This window comes from Arthrobacter sp. E70 (assembly GCF_058266945.1).
In genome coordinates this window covers 166,675-192,895 of record NZ_JBYQFR010000001.1, presented here as the reverse complement: position 1 = coordinate 192,895, position 26,221 = coordinate 166,675, and the positions used below count along the sequence as shown (strand labels likewise).

27 protein-coding genes and 1 riboswitch are annotated in these 26,221 nt (G+C 68.6%); of the genes, 14 read left to right on the top strand and 13 right to left on the bottom strand.

Translation table 11 applies throughout. The annotated features are described in order from the left end of the window. Positions 1–28: 28 nt before the first annotated feature. Positions 29–94: riboswitch (guanidine-III (ykkC-III) riboswitch) on the top strand. 10 nt (positions 95–104) lie between these two features. Genes AC3IMC_RS00880 through AC3IMC_RS00855 form a run of 6 tightly spaced genes read left to right on the top strand, consistent with a single transcriptional unit; the run spans position 105 to position 3,511 of the window. Continuing rightward, positions 105–428, top strand: a complete 324-nt coding sequence (locus tag AC3IMC_RS00880; RefSeq protein WP_490916519.1) for a DMT family transporter — start codon at positions 105–107, stop codon at positions 426–428. Beyond that, complete coding sequence (locus tag AC3IMC_RS00875; protein ID WP_490916772.1) at positions 428–811, top strand: DMT family transporter; 384 nt, start codon at positions 428–430, stop codon at positions 809–811. Before AC3IMC_RS00880 ends, AC3IMC_RS00875 begins: the two co-directional genes overlap by 1 nt. Positions 812–820: 9 nt before the next feature. Further along, entirely contained in the window at positions 821–1,447 is a 627-nt protein-coding gene (locus AC3IMC_RS00870; RefSeq protein ID WP_490916517.1) for a nucleoside/nucleotide kinase family protein, read from the top strand. 31 nt (positions 1,448–1,478) lie between these two features. Next, complete coding sequence (locus AC3IMC_RS00865) at positions 1,479–2,492, top strand: aldo/keto reductase (protein WP_490916515.1); 1,014 nt, start codon at positions 1,479–1,481, stop codon at positions 2,490–2,492. A 45-nt stretch (positions 2,493–2,537) separates the two neighbouring features. Further along, the gene (locus AC3IMC_RS00860; RefSeq protein ID WP_490916513.1) at positions 2,538–2,855 is read left to right on the top strand and encodes a putative quinol monooxygenase; all 318 of its coding nucleotides are present in this window, start codon (positions 2,538–2,540) and stop codon (positions 2,853–2,855) included. Between the two features lie 5 nt (positions 2,856–2,860). Next, on the top strand, positions 2,861–3,511 hold the full coding sequence (locus tag AC3IMC_RS00855) for an MBL fold metallo-hydrolase (RefSeq protein WP_490916511.1): 651 nt from the start codon (positions 2,861–2,863) through the stop codon (positions 3,509–3,511). A gap of 58 nt (positions 3,512–3,569) precedes the next feature. Here the strand turns inward: AC3IMC_RS00855 and AC3IMC_RS00850 are convergent, their stop codons facing one another. After that, positions 3,570–5,447, bottom strand: coding sequence for a DEAD/DEAH box helicase (locus AC3IMC_RS00850; protein ID WP_490916510.1), 1,878 nt, complete (start codon positions 5,445–5,447; stop codon positions 3,570–3,572). Between the two features lie 325 nt (positions 5,448–5,772). On the opposite strand from AC3IMC_RS00850, the gene AC3IMC_RS00845 reads away from it, so the two are divergent. Further along, a complete protein-coding gene (locus tag AC3IMC_RS00845; RefSeq protein ID WP_490916508.1) occupies positions 5,773–6,498 on the top strand; it encodes an SAM-dependent methyltransferase in 726 nt (241 codons plus the stop codon). Here AC3IMC_RS00845 and AC3IMC_RS00840 read toward each other — a convergent pair. The 3 genes from AC3IMC_RS00840 to AC3IMC_RS00830 form a co-directional block, all read right to left on the bottom strand. Then, positions 6,495–7,871, bottom strand: coding sequence for an MFS transporter (locus AC3IMC_RS00840; protein ID WP_490916506.1), 1,377 nt, complete (start codon positions 7,869–7,871; stop codon positions 6,495–6,497). The two genes, AC3IMC_RS00845 and AC3IMC_RS00840, sit on opposite strands and share 4 nt — an antisense overlap. Before the next feature lie 8 nt (positions 7,872–7,879). Continuing rightward, positions 7,880–9,226, bottom strand: coding sequence for an MFS transporter (locus AC3IMC_RS00835; protein WP_490916504.1), 1,347 nt, complete (start codon positions 9,224–9,226; stop codon positions 7,880–7,882). A 78-nt stretch (positions 9,227–9,304) separates the two neighbouring features. Then, a complete protein-coding gene (locus tag AC3IMC_RS00830) occupies positions 9,305–9,538 on the bottom strand; it encodes a hypothetical protein (RefSeq protein WP_490916502.1) in 234 nt (77 codons plus the stop codon). A gap of 293 nt (positions 9,539–9,831) precedes the next feature. Between AC3IMC_RS00830 and trmB the strand changes: the two genes are divergently transcribed. After that, positions 9,832–10,755, top strand: coding sequence for a tRNA (guanosine(46)-N7)-methyltransferase TrmB (trmB, locus tag AC3IMC_RS00825; RefSeq protein WP_490916501.1), 924 nt, complete (start codon positions 9,832–9,834; stop codon positions 10,753–10,755). A gap of 81 nt (positions 10,756–10,836) precedes the next feature. Here the strand turns inward: trmB and AC3IMC_RS00820 are convergent, their stop codons facing one another. After that, positions 10,837–11,283, bottom strand: a complete 447-nt coding sequence (locus AC3IMC_RS00820; protein WP_490916500.1) for a hypothetical protein — start codon at positions 11,281–11,283, stop codon at positions 10,837–10,839. A gap of 4 nt (positions 11,284–11,287) precedes the next feature. Further along, positions 11,288–12,868 carry a fimbrial protein gene (locus tag AC3IMC_RS00815; protein ID WP_490916499.1) on the bottom strand — a complete coding sequence of 527 codons (1,581 nt, stop codon included), beginning with the start codon at positions 12,866–12,868 and terminating at the stop codon, positions 11,288–11,290. A gap of 196 nt (positions 12,869–13,064) precedes the next feature. Between AC3IMC_RS00815 and AC3IMC_RS00810 the strand changes: the two genes are divergently transcribed. Then, positions 13,065–13,883 carry a DUF1206 domain-containing protein gene (locus tag AC3IMC_RS00810; protein ID WP_490916498.1) on the top strand — a complete coding sequence of 273 codons (819 nt, stop codon included), beginning with the start codon at positions 13,065–13,067 and terminating at the stop codon, positions 13,881–13,883. 26 nt (positions 13,884–13,909) lie between these two features. Further along, the gene (locus AC3IMC_RS00805; protein ID WP_490916497.1) at positions 13,910–14,389 is read left to right on the top strand and encodes an SRPBCC family protein; all 480 of its coding nucleotides are present in this window, start codon (positions 13,910–13,912) and stop codon (positions 14,387–14,389) included. A gap of 31 nt (positions 14,390–14,420) precedes the next feature. Here the strand turns inward: AC3IMC_RS00805 and AC3IMC_RS00800 are convergent, their stop codons facing one another. Together AC3IMC_RS00800 and AC3IMC_RS00795 are read right to left on the bottom strand one after the other, a co-directional pair. Next, on the bottom strand, positions 14,421–15,053 hold the full coding sequence (locus AC3IMC_RS00800) for an anti-sigma factor family protein (protein ID WP_490916771.1): 633 nt from the start codon (positions 15,051–15,053) through the stop codon (positions 14,421–14,423). Between the two features lie 23 nt (positions 15,054–15,076). Beyond that, positions 15,077–15,577, bottom strand: coding sequence for a sigma-70 family RNA polymerase sigma factor (locus AC3IMC_RS00795; RefSeq protein ID WP_490916496.1), 501 nt, complete (start codon positions 15,575–15,577; stop codon positions 15,077–15,079). A 177-nt stretch (positions 15,578–15,754) separates the two neighbouring features. Between AC3IMC_RS00795 and AC3IMC_RS00790 the strand changes: the two genes are divergently transcribed. Continuing rightward, positions 15,755–16,300: a COG4315 family predicted lipoprotein gene (locus tag AC3IMC_RS00790; protein ID WP_490916495.1), complete on the top strand. Its 546-nt coding sequence runs from the start codon at positions 15,755–15,757 to the stop codon at positions 16,298–16,300. A gap of 21 nt (positions 16,301–16,321) precedes the next feature. Here the strand turns inward: AC3IMC_RS00790 and AC3IMC_RS00785 are convergent, their stop codons facing one another. The 4 genes from AC3IMC_RS00785 to AC3IMC_RS00770 form a co-directional block, all read right to left on the bottom strand. Then, positions 16,322–17,113: a hypothetical protein gene (locus AC3IMC_RS00785; RefSeq protein ID WP_490916494.1), complete on the bottom strand. Its 792-nt coding sequence runs from the start codon at positions 17,111–17,113 to the stop codon at positions 16,322–16,324. Beyond that, on the bottom strand, positions 17,106–17,684 hold the full coding sequence (locus AC3IMC_RS00780; RefSeq protein ID WP_490916493.1) for an RNA polymerase sigma factor: 579 nt from the start codon (positions 17,682–17,684) through the stop codon (positions 17,106–17,108). Before AC3IMC_RS00780 ends, AC3IMC_RS00785 begins: the two co-directional genes overlap by 8 nt. A 147-nt stretch (positions 17,685–17,831) precedes the next feature. After that, positions 17,832–18,506, bottom strand: a complete 675-nt coding sequence (locus tag AC3IMC_RS00775) for a protein tyrosine phosphatase (protein WP_490916492.1) — start codon at positions 18,504–18,506, stop codon at positions 17,832–17,834. Positions 18,507–18,610: 104 nt separating this feature from the next. Further along, the gene (locus AC3IMC_RS00770) at positions 18,611–19,225 is read right to left on the bottom strand and encodes a DMP19 family protein (protein ID WP_490916491.1); all 615 of its coding nucleotides are present in this window, start codon (positions 19,223–19,225) and stop codon (positions 18,611–18,613) included. Positions 19,226–19,455: 230 nt separating this feature from the next. Here AC3IMC_RS00770 and AC3IMC_RS00765 point away from each other — a divergent pair, with 230 nt between their 5' ends. Both AC3IMC_RS00765 and AC3IMC_RS00760 read left to right on the top strand, forming a co-directional pair. After that, positions 19,456–22,950: a DEAD/DEAH box helicase gene (locus AC3IMC_RS00765; RefSeq protein WP_490916490.1), complete on the top strand. Its 3,495-nt coding sequence runs from the start codon at positions 19,456–19,458 to the stop codon at positions 22,948–22,950. 20 nt (positions 22,951–22,970) lie between these two features. Beyond that, positions 22,971–23,225 (top strand): hypothetical protein, encoded by a 255-nt coding sequence (locus AC3IMC_RS00760; protein WP_490916489.1) that lies wholly within the window; start codon positions 22,971–22,973, stop codon positions 23,223–23,225. 187 nt (positions 23,226–23,412) lie between these two features. On the opposite strand, the gene AC3IMC_RS00755 is transcribed toward AC3IMC_RS00760, so the two are convergent. Beyond that, positions 23,413–24,702: an ammonium transporter gene (locus AC3IMC_RS00755; protein ID WP_490916488.1), complete on the bottom strand. Its 1,290-nt coding sequence runs from the start codon at positions 24,700–24,702 to the stop codon at positions 23,413–23,415. A 370-nt stretch (positions 24,703–25,072) separates the two neighbouring features. Between AC3IMC_RS00755 and AC3IMC_RS00750 the strand changes: the two genes are divergently transcribed. Further along, positions 25,073–26,071: a LacI family DNA-binding transcriptional regulator gene (locus AC3IMC_RS00750; protein WP_490916487.1), complete on the top strand. Its 999-nt coding sequence runs from the start codon at positions 25,073–25,075 to the stop codon at positions 26,069–26,071. Positions 26,072–26,221: the final 150 nt, after the last annotated feature.

Here is a 26,221-nt window from a genome sequence, read left to right as displayed (position 1 = left end):
CCGCCGTCGTGCGTTGCTACGCTGGAATCCAAGGCTCCGCACCCGAGCCTCCGGACGACGGTTCAGTACCCGGCATGCGACAAGACTGGCCAAAGGAACTTGCCATGCCGTGGATCATCCTCCTTCTTTCCGGGGCGCTGGAAGCCGTCTGGGCTGCAGCACTGCACCGGGCCGCCCAGGTTTCGGGCCGCCGCAGGCTCGCGCCCGCAGCCCTGTTCCTCGTGGCGGTCGCCGCGAGCACCGGCGGCCTCGCCTTCGCCATGCAGGCTATTCCCACCGGGACGGCGTACGCCGTGTGGGTGGGGGTTGGCGTGGTCCTGACCTCCGCCTACGCGATGGCCACCAGGGTGGAACGCCCGACGGCGGCACGGCTGCTGTTGCTGTCCGGCATCGCCGTGTGCGTGGTTGGCCTTAAGGTGGTGGCGTGATGCGAGCGGTTTCCTGGCTGGTACTGCTGGCCTCGGCCGTCCTCGAGGCGGTCTGGGCCACGGCCCTGGGCCTGTCCGACGGCCTAGCGAGGCCCCTGCCCACCGCAGTGTTTGCCGTCACGGCAGCGCTGAGCATGCTGGGCCTGGGCCTGGCCATCCGCAGCATCCCCCTGGGCACGGCCTACGCCGTATGGGTGGGTATCGGCGCCGCGCTGACCGTCGGGTGGGCCATGGCCACCGGCACCGAACCCTTCAGCGTGGTCAAACTGCTGTTCATCGCCGGAATCGTGGGCTGCGCCGCAGGGCTGAAGGCGCTCCCCGCGGGACATGCCGGCGGGCAGCCGGCCACGGCACCGGATACGGCGCGGACCGGCACACACTAGGCTTTTGCCATGGACTCCCCCGAGATCACCCAAGCGATGGCCGCGCTCCGGAGCAGGGTGACGCCCGGGACCCGCACCATCCTGGGAATCGCCGGGGCCCCCGGGTCCGGCAAGTCCACGTTCGCGGCCTGGATCCGGCAGCAGTTCACCCCGGGCACTTCCGTGGTGGTCCCGATGGACGGCTTCCACCTGGGCAACGCGGTCATCGAGGGCACCCCCCTGCGGGAACGCAAAGGCGCCATCGACACGTTCGACGGCGGCGGGTACCTTTCGCTGCTGCGGAGGCTGGCGGCGCGGGACGAGGCGGTGGTGTACGCGCCCGAGTTCCGGCGCACCCTGGACGAACCGGTGGCGGCCTCCATCGCCGTCCCGGCCGACGTGCAGCTGGTGATCACGGAGGGCAACTACCTGCTGGCCGACCAGGAGCCATGGAAAGAGGTGCGGGCGCAGCTGGATGAAGTGTGGTTCCTCGAGACCCCGCCCGCGCTCCGCCTGCAGCGGCTGGTGGACCGGCACGTATCCTTCGGCATGGCCCGGGAGGCTGCCCAGGCCTGGGCCACTGGCCCCGACGAAGCCAACGCCGTGCTGATCCAGGCCACGCGCCCCGGCGCGGACCGGGTCATCCCCTGGCGGTAATTTGGTCATCAGGAAACGAACAGGAGCACCTATGGCAAACGCACCAACCGACCACGGCAACACTGTCCAGCTCGGTGACGGGCTGGCAGTCAGCCCCCTGGGCTTCGGCGGCATGGCCCTCACCCCTGTCTACGGCGAGGTGGACCCCGCGGAGGCGCTCCGGACGCTGCACCACGCCGTCGACGCCGGTGTCAGCTTCATTGACACGGCCGACATCTACGGCGGGGGCAGCAATGAGGAACTGATCTCCCAGCTCCTCAAGCAGCGCCGCGGCGAGGTCCAGCTGGCCACCAAGTTCGCGCTGGTGGGCACGCCGACGGACGGCTACACGGACATCCGCGGCGACGCCGCCTACGTGCACCAGGCCGTGGAGCGCAGCCTGAAGCGGTTGGGGACGGACGTGATCGATCTCTACTACATGCACCGCCGCGACGTCCGCGTGCCCATCGAGGAAACCGTGGGCGCCATGGCAGAGCTGGTGGAGCAGGGAAAGGTCAAGCACCTGGGCCTCTCCGAAGTGACCGCACAGGAACTGCAGGACGCCTCGGCGGTCCACCCGATCGCCGCGGTCCAAAGCGAATGGTCCATCTGGAGCCGGGACGTGGAACGCAATGTAGTTCCCGCGGCGGAAAGCCTTGGCGTGGGATTTGTCCCGTACTCCCCCCTGGGGCGCGGCTTCCTCACCGGCACCGTTGACACCGCAAGCCTGGGTGAGAAGGACTTCCGGCGGAACATCCCCCGCTTCGCCCCGGATGCCGCCAGCGCCAACCAGGCGGTGGTGGACGCGGTCCGGTCCGTCGCGGACCAGCTGCAGGCGACGCCCGCGCAGGTGGCCCTGGCGTGGCTGCTGGCCCAGGGCAAACGGCTGGGCCTGCCGGTGGTTCCCATCCCCGGCACCCGCAAAGCCTCCCGGATCGACGAAAACCTGGGCGCGCTGGCCTTGCACCTGGCCCCGGGGCACCTGGAGGCCCTTGACGCAGCCTCGGACGCCGTCGTCGGCTCCCGCTCCGCCGACCCCAACTGGGTGTCGCAGGGCCGGGAATAAACCTTCTCTTCACAACCCCACCCCTCAACCACGCTAAGGAGCCCCATGCCTGCCATCGTCCACTTCGAAGTCCAGATCGACCCCGCCCGCAGCGAGGACGCCGCCAAATACCTGTCCGAAACCCTCGCGGCCACCAGGGCCTGGCCAGGAAACCAGGGCATCGAAGCCCTGGTGGATGACGCCGACCCCTGCCACATCCTGGTGGTGGAAACCTGGGCCACCACCCAGGACCATGACGATTACGCTGCCTGGCGGGCCACGCCGGAAGGCAAGAGCGCGCTGCGTGAAATCCTGGCCACGCCGCCGTCCAAGCAGGTTTACTCGACCACCATGCCGCTCGACCTGCAGCCATCCCAGGACTGAAGCCCATGGACTCGCTTCTCTACGACCTGCCGGCACTGACCATCCGCAGCATCTCCGTCAGCGACATGGACAACAACGTGTACCTGCTGACGGCCAAAGCCAGCGGCGGGCAACTGCTGATCGACGCCGCCGACGATTTCCCGGCCATCCGGCAATTGCTCGCGGACGGGGCCGGCGACACCGGCGCGCAGGCGCACCTCACCCTGGTTGCCACCACCCACCAGCACTGGGACCACGTGCGGGCCCTGAAGGAACTGGTGGCAGCAACCGGGGCGCGGACCGCTGCCGGGGCGGACGACGCCGACGCGCTGCCCGTTCCGGTGGACATGCCGCTTGGGCACGGGGACAAGGTAGCCGTGGACGGCTTCGAGCTCGCGGCAGTCCACCTCCGCGGCCACACACCGGGATCCATCGCGTTCGTGTACCAGGACCCGGAAGGGCCCGCCCACATCTTCTCCGGGGACTCGCTGTTCCCGGGCGGAGTGGGCAACACCCAGAAGGATCCGGAGCGGTTCAACCAGCTGCTGTCCGACGTCACGGAGCGGCTGTTCGGCACTTACCCGGACACCGCCGTCGTCCATCCGGGGCACGGCAAGCCAACCACCCTCGGTGCCGAACGCCCGCACCTGGAGGAGTGGCGCGCCCGCGGCTGGTAGGGCTGCAAGCACCAAAAAGGCGGGTTCAACCGTGTGGTTGAGCCCGCCTTTTCATTGATCAGCGTCCGCGGCGTTCGTTGGACGCCGGTGCGGATGCGCGGCGCGGGCCACTGCGGGCCGGGCGGCCGGAGCCGCCGTTGCCGGAACCGCCGTTGCCCGAGCCGTACGAGCCACCTGAGGTTCCGCCGGTGTTGGAGGACCAGACAGCCTTGGAACCGCCGGTGGCACCTGCAGCTGCACGCTGCCCGGTTGCCGGGCGCCCGCTGCGCTGGCTCCCGCCGGAGGCGGGGCGGCCGCTCGATGCGGGACGGCCGGTTCCCCCGCGGGGGGCGCCGCTGCGGGTGATCCGGGAATCGCCGCGGCCCTCAGCTGCACGTCCGTCCGATCCGCGGCCGGCCGATGCCCGGCCACCTGCTGCGGGGACGTCGTTGCGGTGGGTGCCTGCGGCCGTTCCCCGGCCGCGGGCGTTGCGGCGGGCGGCAGCTGCTGCCACTGCACGGTCCTCGTTCTGCTCACGCACAGCGTCTACAGCGGCACGGGCCTCGGTGCGGCCCTCGAAGGCAGTGGCCCGGCGCTCGGCGCGGGTGGCGTCGGAGCGATCGGCCGCAACCTTGCCACGGCCGCCACGGCCACCGCGTCCGCCCGCAGTCGGGGAGGCCTGGCGGCGGGCCCGCTTGCGCTCGGCGTTGGCGCCGGTGGAGGTGCCGCCGCCCTGCTTGGGAGCCTTGGCGGCCAGCAGCGCCGCACGGGTACGGGGGTCGACCTTTTCGGCAATGTCACCGACGAGCTCGGCCACGATGGGCGAGCTGGCCGTGACGCGTTCGAAACTGACATCCACGCCGGCGGCCTTCATCAGCTTCTTCACGTCGGCCTGCTGCTCGGGCAGGGTCAGCGTCACCACGGTGCCGTCGGAGCCGGCACGGGCCGTGCGGCCGGAACGGTGCAGGTAGGCCTTGTGCTCGGTGGGCGGGTCCACGTGGATGACCAGTTCGACATCGTCAACGTGCACACCGCGGGCGGCGACGTCGGTGGCCACCAGGACGCGCACGTCGCCGTTGGAGAACTCGGCGAGGTTGCGGTCGCGGGCGTTCTGCGACAGGTTGCCATGCAGGTCGACGGCGGGGATGCCGGCGTCGGTCAGCGTCTTGGCCAGCTTGCGGGCGTGGTGCTTGGTCCGCATGAAGAGGACGCGCCGGCCGGCACCGGAGGCCAGCTCCACGATCAGCTGCTTCTTGACGGTCTGGTCGTTCACCACCAGCACGTGGTGTTCCATGGTGGTCACCGCGGCCTGCGGGTCATCCACGGAGTGCGTGAGCGGGTTGGAGAGGTAGCGCTGGACGATCTTGTCCACGCCGTTGTCCAGGGTGGCGGAGAAGAGCAGGCGCTGGCCCTGGCTGGGGGTCATGTCCATGAGCTTCTTGACCACGGGCAGGAAGCCGAGGTCCGCCATGTGGTCTGCCTCGTCGAGGACGGTGATCTCCACGGCCTCCAGGGTGAGGATGCGCTGGCGGATGAGGTCCTCCAGCCGGCCGGGGCAGGCAATGACGATGTCGACGCCGGCACGCAGCGCCTTTTCCTGACGGGCCTGGGAGATGCCGCCGTAGATCACGGTGGTGTTCAGGCCGGCGGCCTTGGCCAGCGGCTCGATGGTGGCGTTGATCTGCGTGGCCAGCTCACGGGTGGGTGCCAGGACCAGGCCCATGGGGCGGCCTGGCTTGCGGAAGTACTTGGCTTCCCGCTCAGCGAGTCTTGCTACAAGCGGGATAGCGAAAGCGATGGTCTTACCGGATCCGGTCCGGCCGCGGCCCAGGACGTCACGACCGGAGAGCGTGTCCGGAAGGGTCTTCACCTGGATGGGAAACGGTTCAACGATTCCCTGCGCGGAAAGGGTGTCTGCAAGGGCCTTGGGAGTACCGAGGGCAGCAAAAGTAGTCATGTAGTTTTTACGGTCTTTCTGGCGGTATCCGGGCGGATATCGGCCCCCGATGCCGGTTGGACCAGGGGTTTCGCCGAAGAAAAGTCAGGTGATCAACCGGGCGCTGTAAATAAGGACAGCCGGCCGGGACCAAATGGAACGCGTTCATCGACGCAGGATGTGCCTCTCACATGAAGAAAGCCCGCTCCCTGGAAGGAACCTCCAGATCCGGAGCAGGCGGCATCACTGCACATCAAGTTCCTCCAGTCTAGCATCCCGGCGCCGCGCCCCTTTTCCTTCGGGTCCCGCCGTTGCCTTCGGCGGTGGCGCGGGGCAGGCTGGAGGCATGAGCGAAGATGCGGCGCACCAGCATGCCAGGCACGACGACGGCCCCTCACCTGCCGGAGGAAACGGCAGCATCAGCGCCGCTTCGGTCTGGGACGAGCGGTACCGCACCAAGCCCAGGCTGTGGAGCGGGAAACCGAACCCGCAGCTGGTGCGGGAGGCCGGCGGCCTGAGGCCGGGCAAGGCGCTGGAACTTGGCTGCGGCGAAGGGGCGGACGCGATCTGGCTGGCGCAGCAGGGCTGGACGGTGACCGCCGTCGACGTTTCCGCCGTGGCGCTGGACCGGGCCCGGTCCCATGAGCTGGCCGAGCTGGCGCGCGAGAGCGTACAGGCGTCGGAGGACAACATCGAAAGCCGGATCTCCTGGCAGCAGGCCGACCTGGAGCAGTGGCACCCCGAGGGGTCCTATGAGCTGGTGACCTCGCAGTTCCTGCACTCACAGGAGCTCGACTGGCGGGTTCCGCTGCGGATTGCAGCTGCCGCGGTCAAGCCGGGCGGCACCCTGCTGGTGGTGGGCCACCATCCGGACCGGCTCCCGCCGTGGGGCGCCGGGCACATGCATGCGGACATGTTCTATACGGGGGATGACCTGGTCCGGGAGCTGGGGCTGGGGGGTCCCGAATGGCAGCTGGAAGTCCTCACCACCCGTGAACGTCCCGTAACGGGTCCCGAAGGGCAGGAAGCCACCATCGCCGACGTCGTGCTGCGGGCCACGCGGCTTCCCTAGCTCCGGGTGGTGACCCTCGGCGCAACCAGCGCCGCGGCGGCGCCGATCACCGCGGTCAGCCCGAAGACGCCCGCGAAGGACTGGACCGTCGTCGTGAATGCCGCGAAGACGATGCCGGTGGTGGCCAGTGAAAGCGCCCCGCCGAGGGAGTCGGAGATGGACATCGCGGAGCTGTTGAAGCCTTCGTCCTCCTTGCTGGAGAGCGCCAGCGTCATCACGCTCAGGCGCGGGTAGAGCAGCCCCATCCCGCCGCCGGCGAGGGCCCAGCCGGCGATCGCGACTGCGGCCGGCCAGTGCAGCGCCGTGGTGGCCAGGGCCAGCAGGACGGCGGCCAGGACCATCGCGGATCCGGTCCGGACCGCAGAATGGTGCGGGAGCCTGGTGCCCAGCCGTCCTTGCACCGCGGCGGCGCCGGCCCAGGCCAGTGCCCCGCCCGTGAGGGTCAGGCCTGCCAGGGACGGCGGAAATGCGTACTGGTCGATCAGCAGGTAGGGCAGGTAGACCTCCGCGCCGAAGAAGGACGCCGACGCCAGCCCGCGGGCCAGGATCACGCTCGGCAGTCCGCGCCGGGCCGCGAGGGTCCCGGCGGGCACCAGCGGGCGGACAGCCAGCAGGGCCAGGACGACGGCGGCGACGGCCAGGACCGCGGTCGCGGCCGGGACTCCCGGCACGCGCACCTCGGCCGAGAGGTTCAGGCCCAGGACGGCGAGCGCTGCCAGGGCGGCCCAGCCGAGCCGGTCCAGGGCCCACGGGACCGCGGGCCCGCCGGCCCGCTCCATCCCGCGCAGCAGCGGCACAATCATGGCCAGTGCGGGGACCACCAGGCCCACGACGCCCAGGAACACCCAGTGCCAGCTGAAGACCTGGGCCACCAGGCCGGCGGCGAACGGTCCCACCAGCGACGGAACCACCCAGGCGGCCGAGAAGGCGGCGAAGATTTTGGGATGCAGCGGCCCTGGATAGAACCGCGCCACCAGCACGTACAGCGCCACGGTGAGGGCGCCGCCGCCGAGCCCCTGCACCAGCCGGCCGGCGACGAGCACGGGCATGGAGACAGCGGTGCCGGCAATCAGCAGGCCCAGCGCGAAGAGGCCCACCGAGACGTACAGCGGCAGGGCCGGCCCCCGGCGGTCGGACCAGTTGCCGGCCCCCACCATGCCGATCACGCCGGTGGCCAGTGGGCCCGCGAAGGCGAGCGCATAGAGGCTGGCGCCGTTCAGCTCCCGGCTGACCAGCGGCATGATGGTGGTAACGGCGAGGGATTCAAAGGCGGCCAGGAACACCAGGGCGCAGGTGCCAATGGTCACCCAGAGGTACGGCGCCCGGAAGATCCCTGCTGCGGGATGGGTGGCTGGAAGGGTGGAGTCCCGCACTCCGGCTCCTAGCCCACGTAGCGGTCGCGGCCGGAGCGGTAGCCGAACACCGCAGCGAGCAGGCCCACCACCATGAACAGGATGCCAGCTGGTACGAATGATCCGGTGGCCTGGTGCAACTGCCCCACCATCAGGGTCCCCGTGGATCCCACCCCGTAGCCGACGCCCTGCATCATGCCGGACAGGTGGGCGGCGGTATGGCCGTCACGGGTGCGCAGCATGATCAGCGTCAGGGCCGCGGCGGTGAGGCTTCCCTGGCCCAGCCCCAGCAGCCCGGCCCACACCCACACCAGGTCCAGCGGTCCCAGGATGCTCAGCACGAAACCGCTGCCGGTCATCAGCGCCACCACCGTGTTGATGGCCCGCTGGTCCCGGAACCTGGCCGCGAGCGCCGGGGCGAACAGTGAGCCCAGCATCTGGAGCACGATGCAGACGGCCACGATGAGCCCCGCCGTCGCCCCGTCCACGCCGCGCTCGCGCAGGATCGGCGCCAGCCAGGCGAAACCGCTGAACGACATCATGGCCTGCAGCACCATGAATATGGTCACCTGCCAGGCCACGGAGGACCGCCACACGTTCACGCCGTCCCTGACTGCCTGGTGCCGGACGCTTCCCTGCCGCACGGCCACGGGCAGGAACAGCAAAAATACGACGCCGGCAGGAACCGCCCAGATCCAAAGCGCCGCCGTCCACTCCCCCGTCGCCGTGTAGACCGGGTAGGTGAAGCCGGCACCCAGCGCCGCAGACGCACAGATGGCCGTCGTGTACAAGCCGCCCATCAGGCCGAGCCGGTGGGGGAAGTCGCGCTTCACCAGGCCCGGGAGGAGGACGTTGCACAGGGCGATGGCGGCACCGCAGGCTGCCGTGCCCGCGAGCAGCGCAGGCAGGTGGCCGGTCCCGCCGCCCGCTGCCCCGGTGTCCACCGGACGCAGCAGCAGTCCCGATGTCAGCAATGCCATGGCGCCCAGCAGCACCCGCTCTGCGCCGAACCGGCGGGCCAGGACCGGGGCCAGCGGGGCGAACACACCCAGGAGCGTGACGGGCACGGTGGTCAGCACCACCACGGCCCACCCCGGCAGCCCGGCCTGGGAGGTCACCTCCGGCAGGACAGCGGAGAAACTGGAGAAGACGCTGCGCAGGTTCAGCCCGATCAGGACCAGGCAGACACCCAGGTAAACCAGGGCACGCCGGCTGCCGACGCGGGTGGGCCCGGCGGGGGGAAGCTCATCAATTTCGGCATCCACCAGCGTGCTGAGCTCCACCACGCTGCTGCCCGTCCGGGCCCGGCTCCGGAGGTCTTCGGAGTCAGCCCCCCGCCGTTGCTTCCCGGCCTCGGCATTCGTTGCGTCCATCATCCGCCCATTCTCGCAGGAGAGTGCTGGCAGGTTTTCCACATACGGCAGGACGCACCTTCTGGTGCTTGGCGGGGCTCCCTAAGTTGGAACCAGCCGCGGCGGCCAGGACAGCCGCACCGATCGAAGGAGCGCCATGGAAACCACCCCACCCCACGACCCCCGCCCCGCATCCATGGAGAGCGCGCCTCCGGCGGGGACCAGTCCACCTCCTGACACCATTGGAGCCAGCAGCAAGGCCACCAACAGCCTGGTCCTGGCGATCCTTGCTCCGGTCAGCATGTTCCTTACCGGGCCTGCCTCCATGTTCGCCATGTTGCTCACCTACCCCAGCCAGGGCCCTTCCCCGAGGCCGTGGGTGACCCCTCGTGCTGTTCAGCCTGCCTCTCCTTTTCGCCTCGCTCGGCCTGCGCCAGGCACTCCCAGCCCTCAAACAGCTGCCACGGGGGTCAGGAAGTTGGTCCGCGGCGGCAGCTGCCCTCTGTCTTTGCGGATTGGTGTTCGTCCTGGCCCTCGGTCCGGCGCTGGACCTCCTGGGCGTGTTCTGACCGCAAGCGTTTCTGGGCAGAAAGAGTCTGGGCCGTTCCCGCGGCGCTATTCTGGAAGGGATGAGCGAATCCCCTGAAAACCCCCAGCAGCCGCATGTCCCCAGGCCCGTCACGCCCGGAACCCAGGCTTCCTTCGGCACTTACGGCGGGCGCCCGGTCAGCTTCGTGCGCCGCGGCACCCGGTTGCAGGGACGCCGGCAGGCAGCCTGGGCAGAGCACGCCGAGCGGTGGGCGGTTGACGTTCCACGGCACGTGGCCAACACCTCGGTCCACCCTGACTACACGTTCGACGCTGCGGCCGAGTTTGGGCGCGAGGCACCCCTCGTCGTGGAGATCGGTTCCGGCCTCGGCGACGCCATCTGCCACGCCGCCGAGCAGAACCCCGGCACCAACTTCCTGGCCGTCGAGGTGTACACCCCGGGACTGGCCAACACCATCATCAAAATCAACAGCCGGGGCCTGGAGAACGTGCGGGTCGTCGAGGCCAACGCCCCCGAAGTTCTTGCCACCATGCTCCCGGAAGGCTCGGTCAGCGAACTCTGGGTGTTTTTCCCGGACCCCTGGCACAAGTCACGGCACCACAAGCGCCGCCTCATCCAGCCCGAGTTCGTGCAGCTCGCCGCGCGTGTGCTGAAACCGGGCGGACTGTTCAGGATCGCCACGGACTGGTCCAATTACGCCATCCACGTCCGCGACGTCATGACCGGCTCCGCGGAGTTTGAGAACCTGCACACCGGCGAGCGCCGCGGCCCGGAAAGCCCGCTCACCCACGTGTGGCAGTCGGGCGTGGAATCGGTCGTGGGCGGTGCGCCGGTACGCGAGGGCCGCGCGCCGGTCAGCACCGGACATACAGGACCCAACGAAGGCGTGGACGAGACCGGCGGCTGGGCGCCCCGGTTCGAGGGCAGGATCCGGACGAGCTTCGAGGCCAAGGCCCACGAAGCCGGACGCCTGATCTTCGACCTCTGCTACCGCCGACGCTGACTGCGCCGTCCACCGGGATCGGCGTGAACCGCTGCCAGCCGTTCAGGCAGCGGTTCGGTTGAGGAGGGGCCGGGAGGCTGTTCAGCCGACGCTGATGCCCGCCACGATCTCCTTGAGCATGTCCAGCCGCGGCTCGGCGTCGGCGTCCAGGTACGGCCAGATGACCACCACGCCGATGAAGCGCCCGCTTTCCCACACACCAACGGTGGCCGCCACCTTCGCGGGCCCGTCGCCATCGCCGTATCCCACCACGACGGCGTACGCGGCTTTGCCGGGCAGGTTCAGCTCCCCCTCGGCCAGGAGGGTGCCGGCGCGCTCCTCCAAGTAAAAGCCGGACATCAGGTGCGCCCAGCCGTTGGCCTGCGGCGCATCCCGCACGGAGGTGTCGTCCTTGATGACGGTGACCAGGACACCGCCCAGCAGCCCGTACTGCTCGCTGTTGGGCCCGGCGGTGGAGTCTTCCAGGACCTGCGTGTGCTCAGGGAAGTCGGCGGTGAAGCCCAGCGGGGATTCGATGTGCACTGACATTGGTTCAGAGCCTCTCGAGCTTGGTGTCGTTGGGGACTTTATAGTACGTGGACACGTTGGTGGTGGCCTGGTTCTCGGTCTTGACGTCCACCTCGCCCACCTTCACGTCGAACCCGGCCTCATTGGTGGCGGTCACCACTGAATTGACCTGGACGGTGGCGGACCCTGCCTCGTACAGCCTGGCCGCATCCCGGGCGGCGCCGGCTTCGTCCCCCAGTGCAACGTTGCGCAGGTAGCTGTCGATGATCGGCTGGTTCCCGGGCGAATAGTCAATGTCGATCTTGACCGTGCCCCGGGTCCCGGCCGTAACCGTGGAATCGAACTTGGCGGCCTCGGTCTTCACGCCGGACGTGACGCCCTGGGCCACCGTCCCGTCCATGGACACGGAGACGGATTCGATGTTGTTGCCCTTGTCCAGGTTGACCTGCAGCCCGCCCTTGCCGGAAGCCTCGAAGACCCGGCCGTCGAGGTTGAGCTTGCCCTGGGCGGAGACCTCGCCGCTGGCGGTGGACGTGCCGTCCGTCAGGTTCCGTTCGTAGGCCAGGTCAAGCTTCGCCGAGCCGGACGCCGTCCCGGCCTCGCCGGAGGCTTCCAGCGAGAAGGTTCCCTTGGCCTTGTCGGTCTGCCCGGTGGCGCCGTTGTCGTTCGCGGCGTCATTGATGGTGTCCAGGATGTACCCGGGCGGATTGCCGGCCACGTCCTTGATCTCGCCGATGCTGTCCGGCGGAAGGTCCCGGTACATCTGCTCCCGGGCAGCCATGGCTTCCTCCACGCTGGCGAACTGGTACTCGCGCGAGACCTCTCCGGTGAGGGTGGCGCCCGCCGTCCCCGTGGTGTCGTTGACGCCCAGGCCCATGTTTCCGTACACCTTCATGGTTGCGGAGCCGTCAGCGTTTTCCACCACCTCCGTTCCCACTTCGGCCCCGCCGTGGACCCAGGCCACCCGGGCTTCGATGGATGCTTTGCCGGTCTCGGAATAGACCGGGATGTCTGCCCGGGCCAACTCCTGCAGGTGCTCTTTGGCGAGCCGCTGCGCGGCGGCGGGAATGCCGCCGTCCATCCGCATGAGGTCTTCGGCGAAGGGGCCGTCGCTGCCCTCGCCCTCAATCAGGTACTTCCGGTCCGCGGCGGACAGGCTGTCCCACCATGTGGCCTGCTCTTCCGGGCTGGCCTGCAGCATCCGGTCCAGCCCGGTTTCCAGTTCCCGCCGGTGCTCGGCGGCTGCCTGCGCGGCCTCGGCCTTCTCCTGCAGCCACTCCCTGGCCTGGGACGCCAGCGAGGCGAGCCGGTCCCAGGTGCTGCTTCCCGAACCACCCGAACCGGCGGTGGAGGCCTTCTCCTGCTCGTCTGCGTGCTTGAGCAGGATCTTCGAGTTCTGCCGCAGGCTGGCCACCACCTTGTCGAGGCTGGGCCGGTGGCTTCCGCTCCATTCCTGCCGGAAGAGGTCGCCGTCGCGTCCCTTCCACGGGGCGGACTGGATGTGGCTCTGCAGCGAATTTGCACGGCTGCTCAGCAGGGACGCTGCCTGGTCGGCCGCCTTGGCCAGTGCCCTCAACTGGCTGGTGTCGGCGCCGTAAAAAGTCATGGTTCCCCCCGGAGAAGTGTGCAGGTGCGTTCCGACCGCTGGTCCCCATGCTTGCACAGGCACCGTCTGGCGGCGATGGGGATGCCTCCCCATACTGTCCCGGCGCAGGCACCCGTGGCACGATTACCTGTATAACAAGGGCACGCACCACAGCGCAGCACAGGCCAGGTCCAAAGGAACGACGATCAAAAAAGAATTGAAGCAGGTTGCTGAAACGGCAGAGGAACTTACGAATTCACGCACCCTCGAGGTCCTGGCCAGGACCGGTTTTGCGGTCAGCGGCATCCTGCACCTGCTGATGGGCGCCATCGCGGTCCGGCTTGCCATGGGTGGCACCGGCAGGGCGGACTTCAGCGGGGCAGTGGCCGAACTCGCCACCATGCAGGTGGGGCCGTTCCTGCTGTGGGGAAGCTTTGGCGCCTGCGCAGCGCTGTCCCTCTGGCAGGCAGGCGATGCCATCTTCGACTTCAACCACCAGCCCACCAAGAAGAAGGCCAAGAACAAGGCCAAGGCCGCCCTCCAGGCGATCGTGTACGCCGCCCTGGCCCTGACTGTGCTGCATTTCGCCACGGGAACGGGCACGGGCGAGGACAACCGCAAGGCCACCAGCGACTTCACCGTCTCCATGATGGAAGCGCCCGGCGGGGTGACGCTGCTGGTCCTGATCGGCCTTGCCGTCGCCGTCACCGGCGTGGCCTACGGCATGCGGGGGCCCAGGAAATCATTCGAGAAGCACCTGCGGATGCCGGAGCGCGGCGCAGCCCGGATCGCGGTGACGAGCCTTGGCGTGGCCGGCTACCTGGCGAAAGGCATGGTCCTGCTGCTCACCGGCCTGCTCATCGTCATCGCCACGATCAAGGAGCATCCGGAGGATTCCACGGGACTGGACGGGGGCCTTCGAGCCCTCCGCGACCAGCCGTTGGGCCCCTACCTCCTGGCAGCAGTGGGGGCCGGCCTCGTCTGTTACGGCGCCTACATGATCATGCGCGCCCGGCTGGCCAGGATGACCAAGTAGACCTGCGGGGTGGCTAGGGTGGGAGCATGCCCCAGGTACGCGCCGAACGCCTCATCCGGACCGACCCGGAGACGGCCTTCGCCCTTTCCCAGACCACAGGCGGGTTCCGGCTCAAGTGGGACCCCTTCATCTCGGCCCAGGGCTTCCTGGACGGGGCGGAAGCAGCGGGCAAGGGCGTCCGCACCCGGACCAGGTCGCGGCTGGGCCTGGTCATGGTCAGCGAATACGTTTCCTACGCCCCGCCACGGAATGTGGGCATGACCATGGTGGCCGGCCCGTGGTTCTTCGCCACTTTCGGCGGCGGCTGGCGTTTTACGGCGGTCGACGGCGGCACCCGGGCCGTCTGGAAGTACACCTTTTCGTGCCGGCCGGCTGGGCTGCGGCCGGCGATGGAGTGGATCGGTGCCCGGCTGCTGGGTCATGAGATCGAACGGCGCATCGAGGCCTTCGCCCGCGCCTGCGAGGACGACGCCCTGCTGGCGGAATTCCGGGCCCTCCAGCCTTAGGGAACGACCTGCAGTTATCCACGGCCTGAAGCTAGGGGACGGCGATGACGGCCACCGCGCGCTGGGTTCCGTCCCGCAGTTCCACGCTTGAGATGCTGCCGAGCTGGATGGGCGTTGCCCCGGTGATCTTGACCTTTCCGCTGGGGGTGGCTGTCCAGGCGCAGGCACGGTCCTCGCCGCCGGCCCGGTCCCGGACCCACAGCGACAACGTGCCCTGGGACGGCAGGCTGCTCCCGCTGACCGCCAGTTCGGTGCCCCAGGTCTTCCTGGCCATGTCGATATTGACCTGCAGCCCGCTCCCGGCGGCCACGGAGTAGGTGGCGTCCGGCTGCGGCGGCCGGACGAGCATCGGGCCCACGGCAAGGCCCACAGCCAGGCACGCAGCGGCGACGGCCCCCGCCAGCGCCGCCCACCGCCGTCGTACTTTCCGGCGCCGGCGCGCCAGTTCGTCGAAAAGGGGCACCGGCACGTTGGCCGGGGCTGCCCCGCTGCCTCCGGAAGCGGCGGTAAGGGCCACGGCGTCCGGCACGGGCAGCGCGTCCAGCAGCATGGGAACTTTCTCCAGCACCGCCAGTTCCTTCCGGCAGGCAGCACACCCCAGCAGGTGGGATTCGAACAGGGCGGCGTCTGCCGCGTCCAGGCCGCCCAGCACATAGGCGCCCATCAGGTAGTGCGGATCCGCCGTGGTCACCGTTCCACCCCCATTTCGTCCAGGACGGTGCGCAGTGCCCGCAGGGCGTAGAACGCCCGGGACTTGACCGTACCGGCGGGAATGTTGAGCTGGACCGCGGCCTCGTTGACGGTGAAGCGGCGGTAGTGCAGGGCCACCAGGACCTCGCGGTGCTCCCTGCTCAAACGCAGCAGTGCCTCCTCCATCAGGACCCGGTTGAGCAGTTCATCGGCGCGCTCCACCACATCGGCGGGGTCGGTAAGGCCGCTTTCCAGCGCCTCGTGCGGGCGGCGCTGGCTCCGCCGGTAATTGTCGATCATGATGTTCCTGGCCGTTCGGTACAGATAGCTGCGGAAGCTGCCGGTGACGTCCGGGGCGTGCTGCCAGACCCGGAGCACGGTTTCCTGCACCACGTCCTCGGCTACCTGGGGGTCGCGGGTGGCGCTCAGCACAAAGCGGCGCAGGGCATCGCCGTGCTCGCGGTAGATGGCCTCCACCACGTTTTCGTCGAGCGGCATGCCACTCCTCCCGTAACCGCGCCTGCTTCCTGTGCTGTTAGACGCCGGGCAGCCCGAAATGGTTCAGCGTCGCAGGTTTCCGTTGAGCGGGGCCCCACTGAACCATTCTTCACCCGGAAGCGTCGTACGGGTTAGCGTCCGGCGATCCGACGCCGGGCCCCAGCCCAGGAGCACACCATGAAGAAACCCATCGGGGCAGGACTTGCCGTCCTGGCCCTGGCATCGGCCCTGGCCGCCTGCGGCAGCAACAGCGGAACCACCACGGCCAGCAGCCCGGCCACCAGTACCGCGGCCGCCAGCAGCGCTGCCTCTTCAACGGCCGCGGCAACCGGATCCACGCAACCCAGCGCAGCCGCGGAGCTGATGACGGCGTCCTCGTCGGCGGGCACCATCGTGGTGGATGCGAAGGGTATGAGCGTCTACTTCTTCACGAAGGATACGAAGGGCTCCGGAACGAGTGCCTGCACGGGGGCCTGCCTGGTGCAGTGGCCACCGGTGACCACCACGTCCGCAACGCCCGCCGCTTCGGGAGTCACCGGAGCCTTGGGCACCATCACGACCCCTGACGGCAAGAAGCAGGTGACCCTCAACGGCATGCCGCTTTACTACTTCGCCAAGGACACCAAAGCCGGCGACGTCCTGGGCCAGGGCGTCAACAACGTCTGGTACCTCGCCAATCCTTCCGGTGACATGATCAAGCCGGGAGGCGGCCAGACCTACTGACCCTGCCTCCTGGCAGCGGCTTTACCGGAGCGGAACGTCAGGGACTTTGCCCGGCAGCGGCATCTCCGTCGGCGCGGGAACGGGCAGCTTCGAGGCCTCGTCAAGGCCCTTCCTGACGTCCTCCGCCACGGAGCCCGGCGTTGCCGGCTGGGCCGGGTTCTTCTCGGCGGATTGTCCGTGCGTGGGCGCGTTGCCCGGCCGGGCAGGGGCGGTCGACGGCGTGCCGGCAGCCGGTGCCGGAGCGGATGCGGGCGCGGTGGGGACTGCCTCCGGGCTGGTTGCCGTCCCGGGAGCGGACGGCCGGGGAGCCGGCACGTCGCCTCCGGTGTTTCCCGCGGGCGTTGCAGAAGTACCTGTCACGAACGAGGTGACGGCCTGGTTCAGCTGGGCGACGGAGTCACGGAAACCCTGGTCGGAGGCGACGGCGACGGCACCGCCGGCGGCGAGCGAGGCAGCCACCGACAACGTGGTCAGGGTGATGCGGCGCTTCGCCCTGCGGCGGGCGGCCAGTTCGTCGGCCGGGCGCTCAGCATGGCGCATGGCAGCGGGTTCGGCGGATTGAAGCGCGGCGGTGGCCGGTTCAACAACCTGCAGGTCGACGGCGGTCAATGGTGTCGTTGCCGGGGCGGCGTCGCGGGCAGGGCCGGCACCCGCCATCAGCGCGGCGACGTCGGCAGACGGCGCGGGCGTCTCCGCCGCCAGCGCACGCAGCTGGAGCAGGGCGGGGCGGAGCTGGTTGTCATTATCCAGCTCCGCTTCGAGCAGGAGCTGGTCAACGAACCGGTCGTTGCGGGAGCCTGCGGTGTCACTCATTGTTCGCCTGGTTTCTTTTGAGCGTTTGTGCCTTGAGGTTTTGGAGGGCCCGGCGCTGGAGCTGCTTGATGGCCCCGGCACTCTTGCCCATGATGGCGGCCACCTGGTCGATGGACAGGTCAGCCACGACGCGAAGGGCCAGGACCTCCTGGTGTTCCTCGCTGAGTCCTTCCAGCATGGCTTCCGCACCGCTGGCCAGTTCGACGGCGTGGTCCTCCGCCGAGGGCGTGGTCCGGCCGTCCGTCAGGGGGTCGTACGGGGTCAGCTGCGGCCGGCGTTCCAGCCGGCGGTAGTGATCCACCATGCGGGCGTGCGCAATCGAGAAGAGCAGCGACTTGGCGCCCTGCGCTCCGCCGGTGAGGCTGCCGATCCTGGGGTAAAAAGCCAGGAAGACATCCTGGGTGACTGCCTCGGGATCATCGAGTCCGCGCGCCTTGAGGTAGCCATGCACCGGGCCGGCGAAAGTGCGGTAGGCAGCGTCGAACAACACGGCCGGATCCGTCCCGGCCGGGTCCTCGAATATGTCAATCTCGTCCTGGGCCAAAGTGTCCAGCACCAGCGGCTCCTCCATCGCGGGTAGCGGCGCATGCCACCCCCGGTTTCCGGCGCGGACTGCCAGCCCCCATGGTTTTCCGACTGCCTCGTTGCGGGTCTTTCCGGGCTGCTGCCCGGCTGCCTGGACTGCGGCTGCAGCCGCAGTCCAGACTAGCCAACTGTCTTAGCGGGCAGAAACCGACGGAGCGTGGACCGCGCTGCCTTCGGCCGGAACAGCAGGCACGGCAGGAACGGCGGTGTCGCCGTCGACACCCGGAACGGCCGGAACAGCCGGAACCGCGGGGGCGGACGGGACGGCCGGAACCTCGGGACGCTCAACCTTTGCGGAGGCGGAGCCCTTAGCTTCGGCGCTGCCCTTGGCGGCGGCCTCAGCCTTGGCCACGACGTCGGTGCAGTAGCTCTCGATGTTCGCGTCGCCCTTGGCGGCGATGGACAGCGAGGAGAACGCCTTCGAGGAGGCGTCCAGGCCGCCGTGGGTGTAGGCGGTGCAGAGGCCGAGGGCGGCGGGACCGGCAGCGTCCACGGCGGTGTTGGCGTCAGCGGAGGCCGAGGCGCTGGCGGTGGCCCCGCCTTCGGCAGCGTCTGCCGTGGCGTCGGTCTCTGCAACAGCCGCCGCGGTAGACGTGGCGGTGGCGGTTGCAGTTGCGGTCGCGTCGGCTGCGGCCTCGGCTGCCAGCTTCGGGGCCGGTGCACCAAAGAGTTCGTGGGCGGTCTGCTGGGCTTCGGTGGGGAGGACACCCGAGACAGCGGCGGCGCCGGTGCCTCCTACGGCCAAGGTTCCAGCTGCCAGGACTCCAGCGGCAACTTTGCTGGTGGCGAGAACGGTGAACACAGACATATTTACTTCTCCAAACCTTGACGACACGTCTACTGGATCCGGCCGGCGGACCCATCACGTGCTATATCGCCCCGGACCCTGCAAAGGTTACGGCCGGCAGGGATTCAGTCGGTGAACGCGTCCTCCAGCAGGTCCGCAACCACCCTTGCCCGGCGCTCCTCCAGGTCCGGGATCCGGGCGGCCAGGTGCTGGATGTAGGCGCCCACCTCTTCGTCGTCGAGGACCAGCAGGTCCGCCTGCCGGCACAGCCACGCCGCGTTGAGCGCGGTGATGTTTTCACGTTCCAGCAGTTCCTCAAACTCACCGTCGAGTTCCTCCATCTGGAGGACGCCGTCGGGAACGTCTCCCTGCTCGTCCGGGGTGCCGTCCAGGTAGTGCACCGCATCTTCGTCGGACAGGCTGTCGTACGCCTCGACCGTGCGGTTGAAGAGGTCCAGGTGGGCGGCCGCCCCCATGCCCGCCATGCCCTCCCGGATCAGGGTGTCTGTCTCCGCGCGGTCCCCGGCCGTGAAGACGTATTGGGCGAACCCGCCCTCCAGTGCCTGGCTGAGGTAGAAATCCACGTAGTAGCTACGGACTGCCGCCGGGGACATCTCCTCCAGGTTCAGGAGCGCGGCGTGCATGGCGTCCACCACGCCGACGTTGGCCGCGACCGCTTCCTCACAGCCGGCTTCGACGCTGCTGCTGGTCAGGACGACTGGTTGCTGGCTGGTGATCATGGGAATCCTTACTGCTGGTGCTGGTGGCGCTGCGGACGCATTCACGGTACGGCCGCCAGTTCACGCCAGTACTGGAGAAAAAATGAACGCCAGGCGAAGTTTCCGGGTCTGTTGGGGAACCTCCGGCGGCAGACTGCCCCGGCCATGGGCTGCCGCCCGGCGAACTAAGATGGATCAGATAACCACCCACCGGACCCGGCCCCGCCGTGGCCTGCTGAAAGTAGCGCTCCATGCCAACCCAACCGGACGAAAGTGCGGCCCTGGCAATACAGACTCCCGCCATCAACGACCGCTCCCTCGCGGCCGGGCTGGCCTATGCCATGGCCAGCCGCGTCTCGGGGATGTCGTTCGATGCCGGGACCGGGCTGATGCTGGGAAAGGTCCGGGGAGGTGCGGAAGTTCCATACTCCACCACGGCCAAGCTGGTCCGGCGCGGGGGCGGGTGGAGCTGCACCGTGGGCGTTTGCAGCTGCCCGGTCCGCAAGGACTGCAAACACGTGGCGGCACTGCTCTTCGCGGCGGAGGACAACCCGGCCATCCGCGTCCAGCTGCTGGCACCGTCGGCGTCCACCCAGGTGTCCCATGCACCCTCCGCCGCTCTTGCGGACTGGGAACAGGCACTGAGTCCGCTGATCTCCCAACCCGGTTCCACGCCGTCAGCCACCGGGGTTCCCTTGGCCCTGCAGTTCGAGATTGAAGAACCGCCGCCGCACTTTTCCTACACCGGCCGCCGCGATCCCGTCCGCGGCGTCCGCCAGCTCAAGGTCCGGCCCGTCATTATGGGCGCCAAGGGCAAGTGGATCCGCGGCGACGTTTCCTGGAACACCCTGAGCTACCTGAATTTCCGGCGCGAATCGAACCAGGCACATGTGGAATGGCTGCAGGAGTTCCTGGCCGGCCATTCCTCCTCCGCCAGCCGGATGCACAACTCCGCCGGACTGTGGCTGGGCCTGAACTCCTACGCGGGGAAGAACCTCTGGGGCCTGCTGTCCGATGCCAGAAAGATCGGGCTCGCCCTGGTCCACTCGCGCGGCAGCGAACCGGTCCGGATTGCGGAGGCCGCCGCCGCCGTCGGGCTTTCCCTGAGCCGGTACGGCGCGCCCGTGGCCGAACCGGCCAGCGCGGAAGGCGGGGCCGCAGCGTCCGGCGGCGGGCTGGAGCTGGCACCGACCATCACCGTTGAGGGGGAAGACGTTGATCCGGCTGCGGTGGGCACCATCGGCCGCCCAGCCCACGGCATCTTTTTCACCACCGGGGAGGCCTCGCTGCCCGGCGTACCCGACCCGAACGGCACCATCACCCTGGCACCGTTGGAAAACGGGCTCAGCGCGGAGCTGCTGGCATTCGTCACGGCCGGAAGCCACCTGCACATTCCGGCCAAGGACGAGACGCGCTTCCTCACGAACTTCTATCCCAAGCTCAAGCAGACGGCCCGGGTCAGCGCGCGGGACGAGTCCGTGGAGCTGCCGGAACTGGCCGTCCCCACCCTGTCCCTGCTGGCCAACTACGGGGCTGACCACCGGGTCCGGCTGCACTGGGAATGGCACTACAGGACCGGCAAGCTGGTCACGGCGCAGCCGCTGTGGCGGCATCCGGGCGATGCCGGCTACCGCGACGACATCGCAGAATCCCGCATCCTGGAAGGCCTCGGCCAGCCGTGGGACGTGGTGGCCGCGCTGGGCGAATCCGCCACCGGCGGCTGGGGCACGCCCCGGCTGGCAGCGTCAGCCGAGCTCACCGGCCTGGACACCCTGGCCTTCACCGAGGAAGTGCTCCCCCGGCTGCGCGAGGCCCCTGACGTCGAAGTGGAAACCGTGGGCGACATCGCCGACTACCGCGAGGCCGAGGAAGCCCCGGTCGTCTCCATCTCCACCAAGGCCACCGAGCAGCGGGACTGGTTCGATTTGGGCATCCAGATTTCCCTGGAAGGCCAGCCGGTCTCCTTCGCCGCGGTGTTTTCCGCGCTCGCCGCCGGCCAGACCAAGATGCTGCTGCCCAGCGGCGCCTACTTCTCGCTGGACCTGCCGGAACTGCACCAGCTGCGGGCCCTGATCGAGGAAGCCCGCTCGCTGCAGGACAACAAGGACGCGCCACTGCAGATCAGCCGCTTCCAGGCAGGGCTGTGGGACGAGCTGGCGCAGTTGGGCATTGTGGACCAGCAGGCCGCGGCCTGGCGTTCGGCGGTCGGCGGGCTTCTGGAGGGCGGCACCGACGGGCTGCCGCTGCCTGCATCGCTGAACGCGGAGCTGCGGCCCTACCAGCTGGAGGGCTACAACTGGCTCTCCTTCCTCTACAAGCACGGGCTGGGCGGCGTCCTCGCCGACGACATGGGCCTCGGCAAGACCGTCCAGGCGCTGGCACTGATGTGCGCGGCAAAGGAACTGGCTGTTGACACTGCCGCGGCGGCTGCGTCACGGGATCACTCGTCCGAAGACCGTACCGACGGCGGTGCTGCCGCTGCCTCCGGAGCCCGGCCGGCCGCCGTCGCGCCCTTCCTGGTGGTGGCCCCCACCAGCGTGGTGGGCAACTGGGCCCTCGAAGCCGCCCGGTTCGCGCCGGGCCTCACCGTCCGCACGGTCGGTGAGACGTTCGGAAAGAGCGGCCTGGACCCGGTGGAATCCCTGGCCGGCGCCGACGTCGTCATCACCTCCTACGCCCTGTTCCGCATCGACTACGAGTCCTACGCCTCGCTTGCCTGGTCCGGGCTGGTCCTGGACGAGGCGCAGTTCGTGAAGAACCACCAGTCCAAGGCGTACCGGTGCGCACGGAAGCTGCCGGCCGCGTTCAAGCTGGCCATCACCGGCACGCCGCTGGAGAACAACCTCATGGAGTTCTGGGCCCTCACGTCGATTGTGGCTCCTGGCCTGTTCTCCAGCCCCAAGCGCTTCGCGGAGTACTACCAGAAGCCGGTGGAGAAGAACGGCGACAAGGGGCAGCTGGAGAAGCTCCGGCGCCGGGTCCGGCCGCTGATGATGCGCCGCACCAAGGACCAGGTGATCAAGGACCTGCCGCCCAAGCAGGAACAGGTCTTGGAAGTGGTGCTCAACCCGCGCCACCAGAAGGTCTACCAGACGCACCTGCAGCGCGAGCGGCAAAAGATCCTGGGCCTGATCGATGACGTCAACAAGAACCGGTTCACGATTTTCCAGTCGCTGACGCTGCTGCGGCAGCTCAGCCTGGACGTGTCCCTGGTGGACCCGGCACTGTCCGCCGTCCGGTCCAGCAAGCTGGACGTCCTGTTCGAACAGCTTGAGGACCTCGTGGCCGAGGGGCACCGCGCGCTGATCTTCAGCCAGTTCACCGGGTTCCTGGGGAAGGTGCGCGAGCGGCTGGACGAGGAGGAGATCGAGTACTGCTACCTCGACGGCGGCACCCGGAACCGCGCCGACGTGGTGAGCGAGTTCAAGAACGGCAGCGCGCCGGTGTTCCTGATCTCGCTGAAGGCCGGCGGGTTCGGGCTCAACCTGACGGAGGCCGACTACGTCTTCCTGCTCGATCCGTGGTGGAATCCCGCGTCCGAGGCACAGGCCGTGGACCGCACGCACCGGATCGGCCAGGCACGGAACGTGATGGTGTACCGGCTCGTGGCCAAGGACACCATCGAGGAAAAGGTCATGGCGCTGAAAACCCGGAAGTCGCAGCTGTTCGCGGACGTCATGGAGGGCGATGCCCTGGCCGGTGGAGCCATCACGGCCGAGGACCTGGCGGGGCTGTTCAAGGAGTAGGGCTCAGCGGCGTCGAATGGGTGCACGGGACCGGCATCGGCGTCGCGAGATCGTCCGACGGCGGCGCAAGCTGGCGCTACCAGGGCACCGTGGACGGACTCGTCCCGCCCGGGACGGAACTGCCGGCAACCCCGCTGCTGGTGTACTTCACCCACCCCTACTGGGGCGGCGAGGACATCGGCACGATGGCGCCGGATCCGCGGACTCATCTCAGCCACGTCCGCGCGGCGGTGCTGGAGGTGCGGGACGGCGCCCTGGTGTGCGTCGAGCACTGAGAACCGTGGACAGAACTTTGGGCACAGCGAAAGGGCCAAACCCTGGAACTATAAGCCGGCAGCTGCCGGCACCGGTCCAAGGTCTGGCCCTGACTCGTGCGCTGGGACCTGCTGTGCACCCGGGTGCATGCACCGGGCGCCGCCCCCAGCAGGCGGGCGCCCGGCAGCTTAGACAGGATCCGCCCGGCTAGACCCGCTGCGGTGAGCCCAGCTCCACGGGTTCTTCGTCCGTCAGGTAGGCGAGCTCGGAGTGCGCTGCGAGGTCGATGCCGCGCAGTTCGTCCTCGGGCTTGATGCGCAGTCCGATGGTCTTGTCCAGGATCTTGGCCAGGACCCAGGTGATGCCGAAGGAGTAAACCAGCACCGTGACCGCTGCCAGCGCCTGCACGCCCAGCAGCTCGAAGCCGCCGCCGTAGAACAGGCCGCTGACGGCATTGGGTGCTGCGTCGGTGGCGAAGAGGCCGATCAGCAGGGTGCCGAGGATGCCGCCCACCAGGTGAACGCCAACGACGTCGAGTGAGTCGTCAAAGCCGAGCCGGAACTTCAGCTCGATGGCGAGGGAGCAGACGGCCCCGGCGATGGCACCGATGGCCAGGGCGCCGAGCGGGCTGACGGCGCCACAGGCGGGGGTAATGGCCACCAGGGCGGAGATCAGGCCGGATGCTGCGCCCATGCTGGTGGCTGCGCCGTGGCGCACCCGCTCCACGAGGGCCCAGGCAAGGAGGCCTGCGGAAGCGGCCACCGCGGTGTTCAGGAAAACCACCGACGCGGACTGGCCGGCGGAGAGCGCGGAGCCGGCGTTGAACCCGAACCAGCCAACCCACAGCAGGCCCGCGCCCACCAGCACCAGCGGCCGGCTGTGCGGCTTGGCGTGCTCCACCTTGGGCCAGCCGGAGCTCTTGCCCAGGACCAGCGCCAGGGCCAGGGCCGCGGCGCCGGCGTTCATGTGCACCGCCGTGCCGCCGGCGAAGTCGATGGCCTTGATGCCGTTGGCGATCCAGCCGCCCACCGAGCTGCCGTCCGCCGAGTTGAAGGCGAACACCCAGTGCGCGATGGGGAAGTAGACAATGGTGGCCCAGATGCCCGCGAACAGCATCCAGGCGCCGAACTTCATGCGTCCGGCAGCGGCTCCGGCAACCAGCGCCGTGGTGACGCAGGCGAAGAACAGCTGGAACGCCGCAAACAGAATGACCGGAATGGACGCCCCCTCGTCCGCGGCCAGCAGCTGCCCCATGCCGGGGAATTCGGTGACGTCACCGATAAGTCCCAGGCCGCCCACGGAGTTGCCGAAGGCCATGGAGTACCCGAACAGTGCCCACAGCACTGCCACCAGGCTGGCGCCGCCAAAGCACATCATCATCATGTTGAGAATGCGGCGCGAGCCCACCATGCCCCCGTAAAACAGGGCCAGGGCGGGGATCATCATGCAGACCAGCGCCGAGCTGGCCAAAATCCAAGCGACATTTCCCGAATCCATGGGAAACCCCTTTCAAGATGCGAAGAGAAAACGGTGAGTTGCCGCCGGGGCCGCTCCGTGGAGGCACGTGGACGGAGGGGCCACGTTCAGCGGAGGGGCGGCTGTTGCCGTCTGGTTCCAACTGTATGGCGGCCATTTTGGAGTGGGTTTCCGCTGTGTTAAATGGTGGTTTCAGTCATCCACACGCCAGTTTCAGGTGCCCCGTGAAACCCAGCAGGTACTGAAAACAGCTGGTTGACGGAGATCTGCGGTGGGGCCAAAGGACGGTCCGCGAGAGGCCACACTCTTTGCCCAGCGGACGGCCGCTAAGCTGAAACCGCCCAGCGAAACGGGGCAGCTACGGCCACCGGCCGCGGAAGGATAAAGGGAAATGGCGCGAGCGACAGTCCAGGATGTTGCCAGAACGGCAGGCGTGTCCGTGGGCACCGTCTCCCGGGTCCTGAACGGCAGCCCGGCAGTCAGTGCGTCAAGCAAGGAAAAAGTCACCGCGGCCGTCCGGCAGCTCAACTACCGCCCCCTGGCCTCGGCGCGGGACCTGCGCCGCGACCGCACCATGCGCATCCTGGCGCTTGCCAAGAACCTGAACTCGCCGGTCATCAGCGAAGCATTCCGGGGGGTCAGCGACGCTGCCGCGCTGTCCGGGTATGTCAGTCTCATCGCCCCTACCGCCGGGGACCTGGAACGTGAGCAGCAACTGGTGGACATGCTTCGGAACGGCTCCGTGGATGGCCTGGTGATGTTCTCCCCCACGATGCCGGACGATGACATCGCGGACATGGCCGAACAGCAGAGCGTCGTCCAGGTCTGCGAGATTGCTGATGCCGACGCCGCCTTTGGGGTTGCCATCGACGACCGGCAGGCGGCCGTGGACATCACCCGGCATCTGATCCGGACCGGCGCCCGGCGCCTGGCAATGATCGGCAACCGGGCAGCCCGCTCCGGCCGGCTGCGTGAGGAAGGCTTCCGGCAGGCGGCCGCGGAGGCAGGCCTGCCGCCCGACCAGATCCTGTTTTTCGAAGGAGACTTCGACTTCCGCACCGGCCGGGCCAAGGCCACAGAGCTGCTGAAGGCGGACCCGCTTCCCGACGCCGTGTTCTGCGGCAGCGATACAGTGGCCGCGGGCTGCGTGCGGGCAATTACCGATGCCGGGCTGCGGGTTCCGGACGACATCGCCGTTGTGGGGTTTGATGATTCCGTGCAGGCGGAAATGTGCGTGCCGGAACTGACCACCATCAGGCAACCGGCCTACGAGATGGGCCGCCTCGCCTTCGAGGCACTCCTCGCCCGGATGACCACGCCGGGACCGCACCGCAGGGGCAGGATGTTCCTCCCCCATCAACTGGTGATCAGGGACTCCACCAACAGCTGATGCAGGGTTGACAGCCCGACGTGGCGCCTGTCACACTTCTGTGGAATCGATTCCAAAGTTATCCCGATGGTTTTGGGATTCTATTTTGGAATCGATTCCACCGTCATCGAAAGAAGCCAGCCAGGCAAAGAAGCCGCGCTTAGGGCCGGC

Coding starts and splice junctions, on each gene's coding strand:
- AC3IMC_RS00880 (WP_490916519.1), top strand. CDS start 105: ATGCCGTGGATCATCCTCCTTCTTTCCGGGGCGCTGGAAGCCGTCTGG.
- AC3IMC_RS00875 (WP_490916772.1), top strand. CDS start 428: ATGCGAGCGGTTTCCTGGCTGGTACTGCTGGCCTCGGCCGTCCTCGAG.
- AC3IMC_RS00870 (WP_490916517.1), top strand. CDS start 821: ATGGACTCCCCCGAGATCACCCAAGCGATGGCCGCGCTCCGGAGCAGG.
- AC3IMC_RS00865 (WP_490916515.1), top strand. CDS start 1,479: ATGGCAAACGCACCAACCGACCACGGCAACACTGTCCAGCTCGGTGAC.
- AC3IMC_RS00860 (WP_490916513.1), top strand. CDS start 2,538: ATGCCTGCCATCGTCCACTTCGAAGTCCAGATCGACCCCGCCCGCAGC.
- AC3IMC_RS00855 (WP_490916511.1), top strand. CDS start 2,861: ATGGACTCGCTTCTCTACGACCTGCCGGCACTGACCATCCGCAGCATC.
- AC3IMC_RS00850 (WP_490916510.1), bottom strand. CDS start 5,447: ATGACTACTTTTGCTGCCCTCGGTACTCCCAAGGCCCTTGCAGACACC.
- AC3IMC_RS00845 (WP_490916508.1), top strand. CDS start 5,773: ATGAGCGAAGATGCGGCGCACCAGCATGCCAGGCACGACGACGGCCCC.
- AC3IMC_RS00835 (WP_490916504.1), bottom strand. CDS start 9,226: ATGATGGACGCAACGAATGCCGAGGCCGGGAAGCAACGGCGGGGGGCT.
- AC3IMC_RS00830 (WP_490916502.1), bottom strand. CDS start 9,538: ATGGCGAACATGGAGGCAGGCCCGGTAAGGAACATGCTGACCGGAGCA.
- trmB (WP_490916501.1), top strand. CDS start 9,832: ATGAGCGAATCCCCTGAAAACCCCCAGCAGCCGCATGTCCCCAGGCCC.
- AC3IMC_RS00820 (WP_490916500.1), bottom strand. CDS start 11,283: ATGTCAGTGCACATCGAATCCCCGCTGGGCTTCACCGCCGACTTCCCT.
- AC3IMC_RS00815 (WP_490916499.1), bottom strand. CDS start 12,868: ATGACTTTTTACGGCGCCGACACCAGCCAGTTGAGGGCACTGGCCAAG.
- AC3IMC_RS00805 (WP_490916497.1), top strand. CDS start 13,910: ATGCCCCAGGTACGCGCCGAACGCCTCATCCGGACCGACCCGGAGACG.
- AC3IMC_RS00800 (WP_490916771.1), bottom strand. CDS start 15,053: ATGGGCGCCTATGTGCTGGGCGGCCTGGACGCGGCAGACGCCGCCCTG.
- AC3IMC_RS00795 (WP_490916496.1), bottom strand. CDS start 15,577: ATGCCGCTCGACGAAAACGTGGTGGAGGCCATCTACCGCGAGCACGGC.
- AC3IMC_RS00790 (WP_490916495.1), top strand. CDS start 15,755: ATGAAGAAACCCATCGGGGCAGGACTTGCCGTCCTGGCCCTGGCATCG.
- AC3IMC_RS00785 (WP_490916494.1), bottom strand. CDS start 17,113: ATGAGTGACACCGCAGGCTCCCGCAACGACCGGTTCGTTGACCAGCTC.
- AC3IMC_RS00780 (WP_490916493.1), bottom strand. CDS start 17,684: ATGGAGGAGCCGCTGGTGCTGGACACTTTGGCCCAGGACGAGATTGAC.
- AC3IMC_RS00775 (WP_490916492.1), bottom strand. CDS start 18,506: ATGTCTGTGTTCACCGTTCTCGCCACCAGCAAAGTTGCCGCTGGAGTC.
- AC3IMC_RS00770 (WP_490916491.1), bottom strand. CDS start 19,225: ATGATCACCAGCCAGCAACCAGTCGTCCTGACCAGCAGCAGCGTCGAA.
- AC3IMC_RS00765 (WP_490916490.1), top strand. CDS start 19,456: ATGCCAACCCAACCGGACGAAAGTGCGGCCCTGGCAATACAGACTCCC.
- AC3IMC_RS00755 (WP_490916488.1), bottom strand. CDS start 24,702: ATGGATTCGGGAAATGTCGCTTGGATTTTGGCCAGCTCGGCGCTGGTC.
- AC3IMC_RS00750 (WP_490916487.1), top strand. CDS start 25,073: ATGGCGCGAGCGACAGTCCAGGATGTTGCCAGAACGGCAGGCGTGTCC.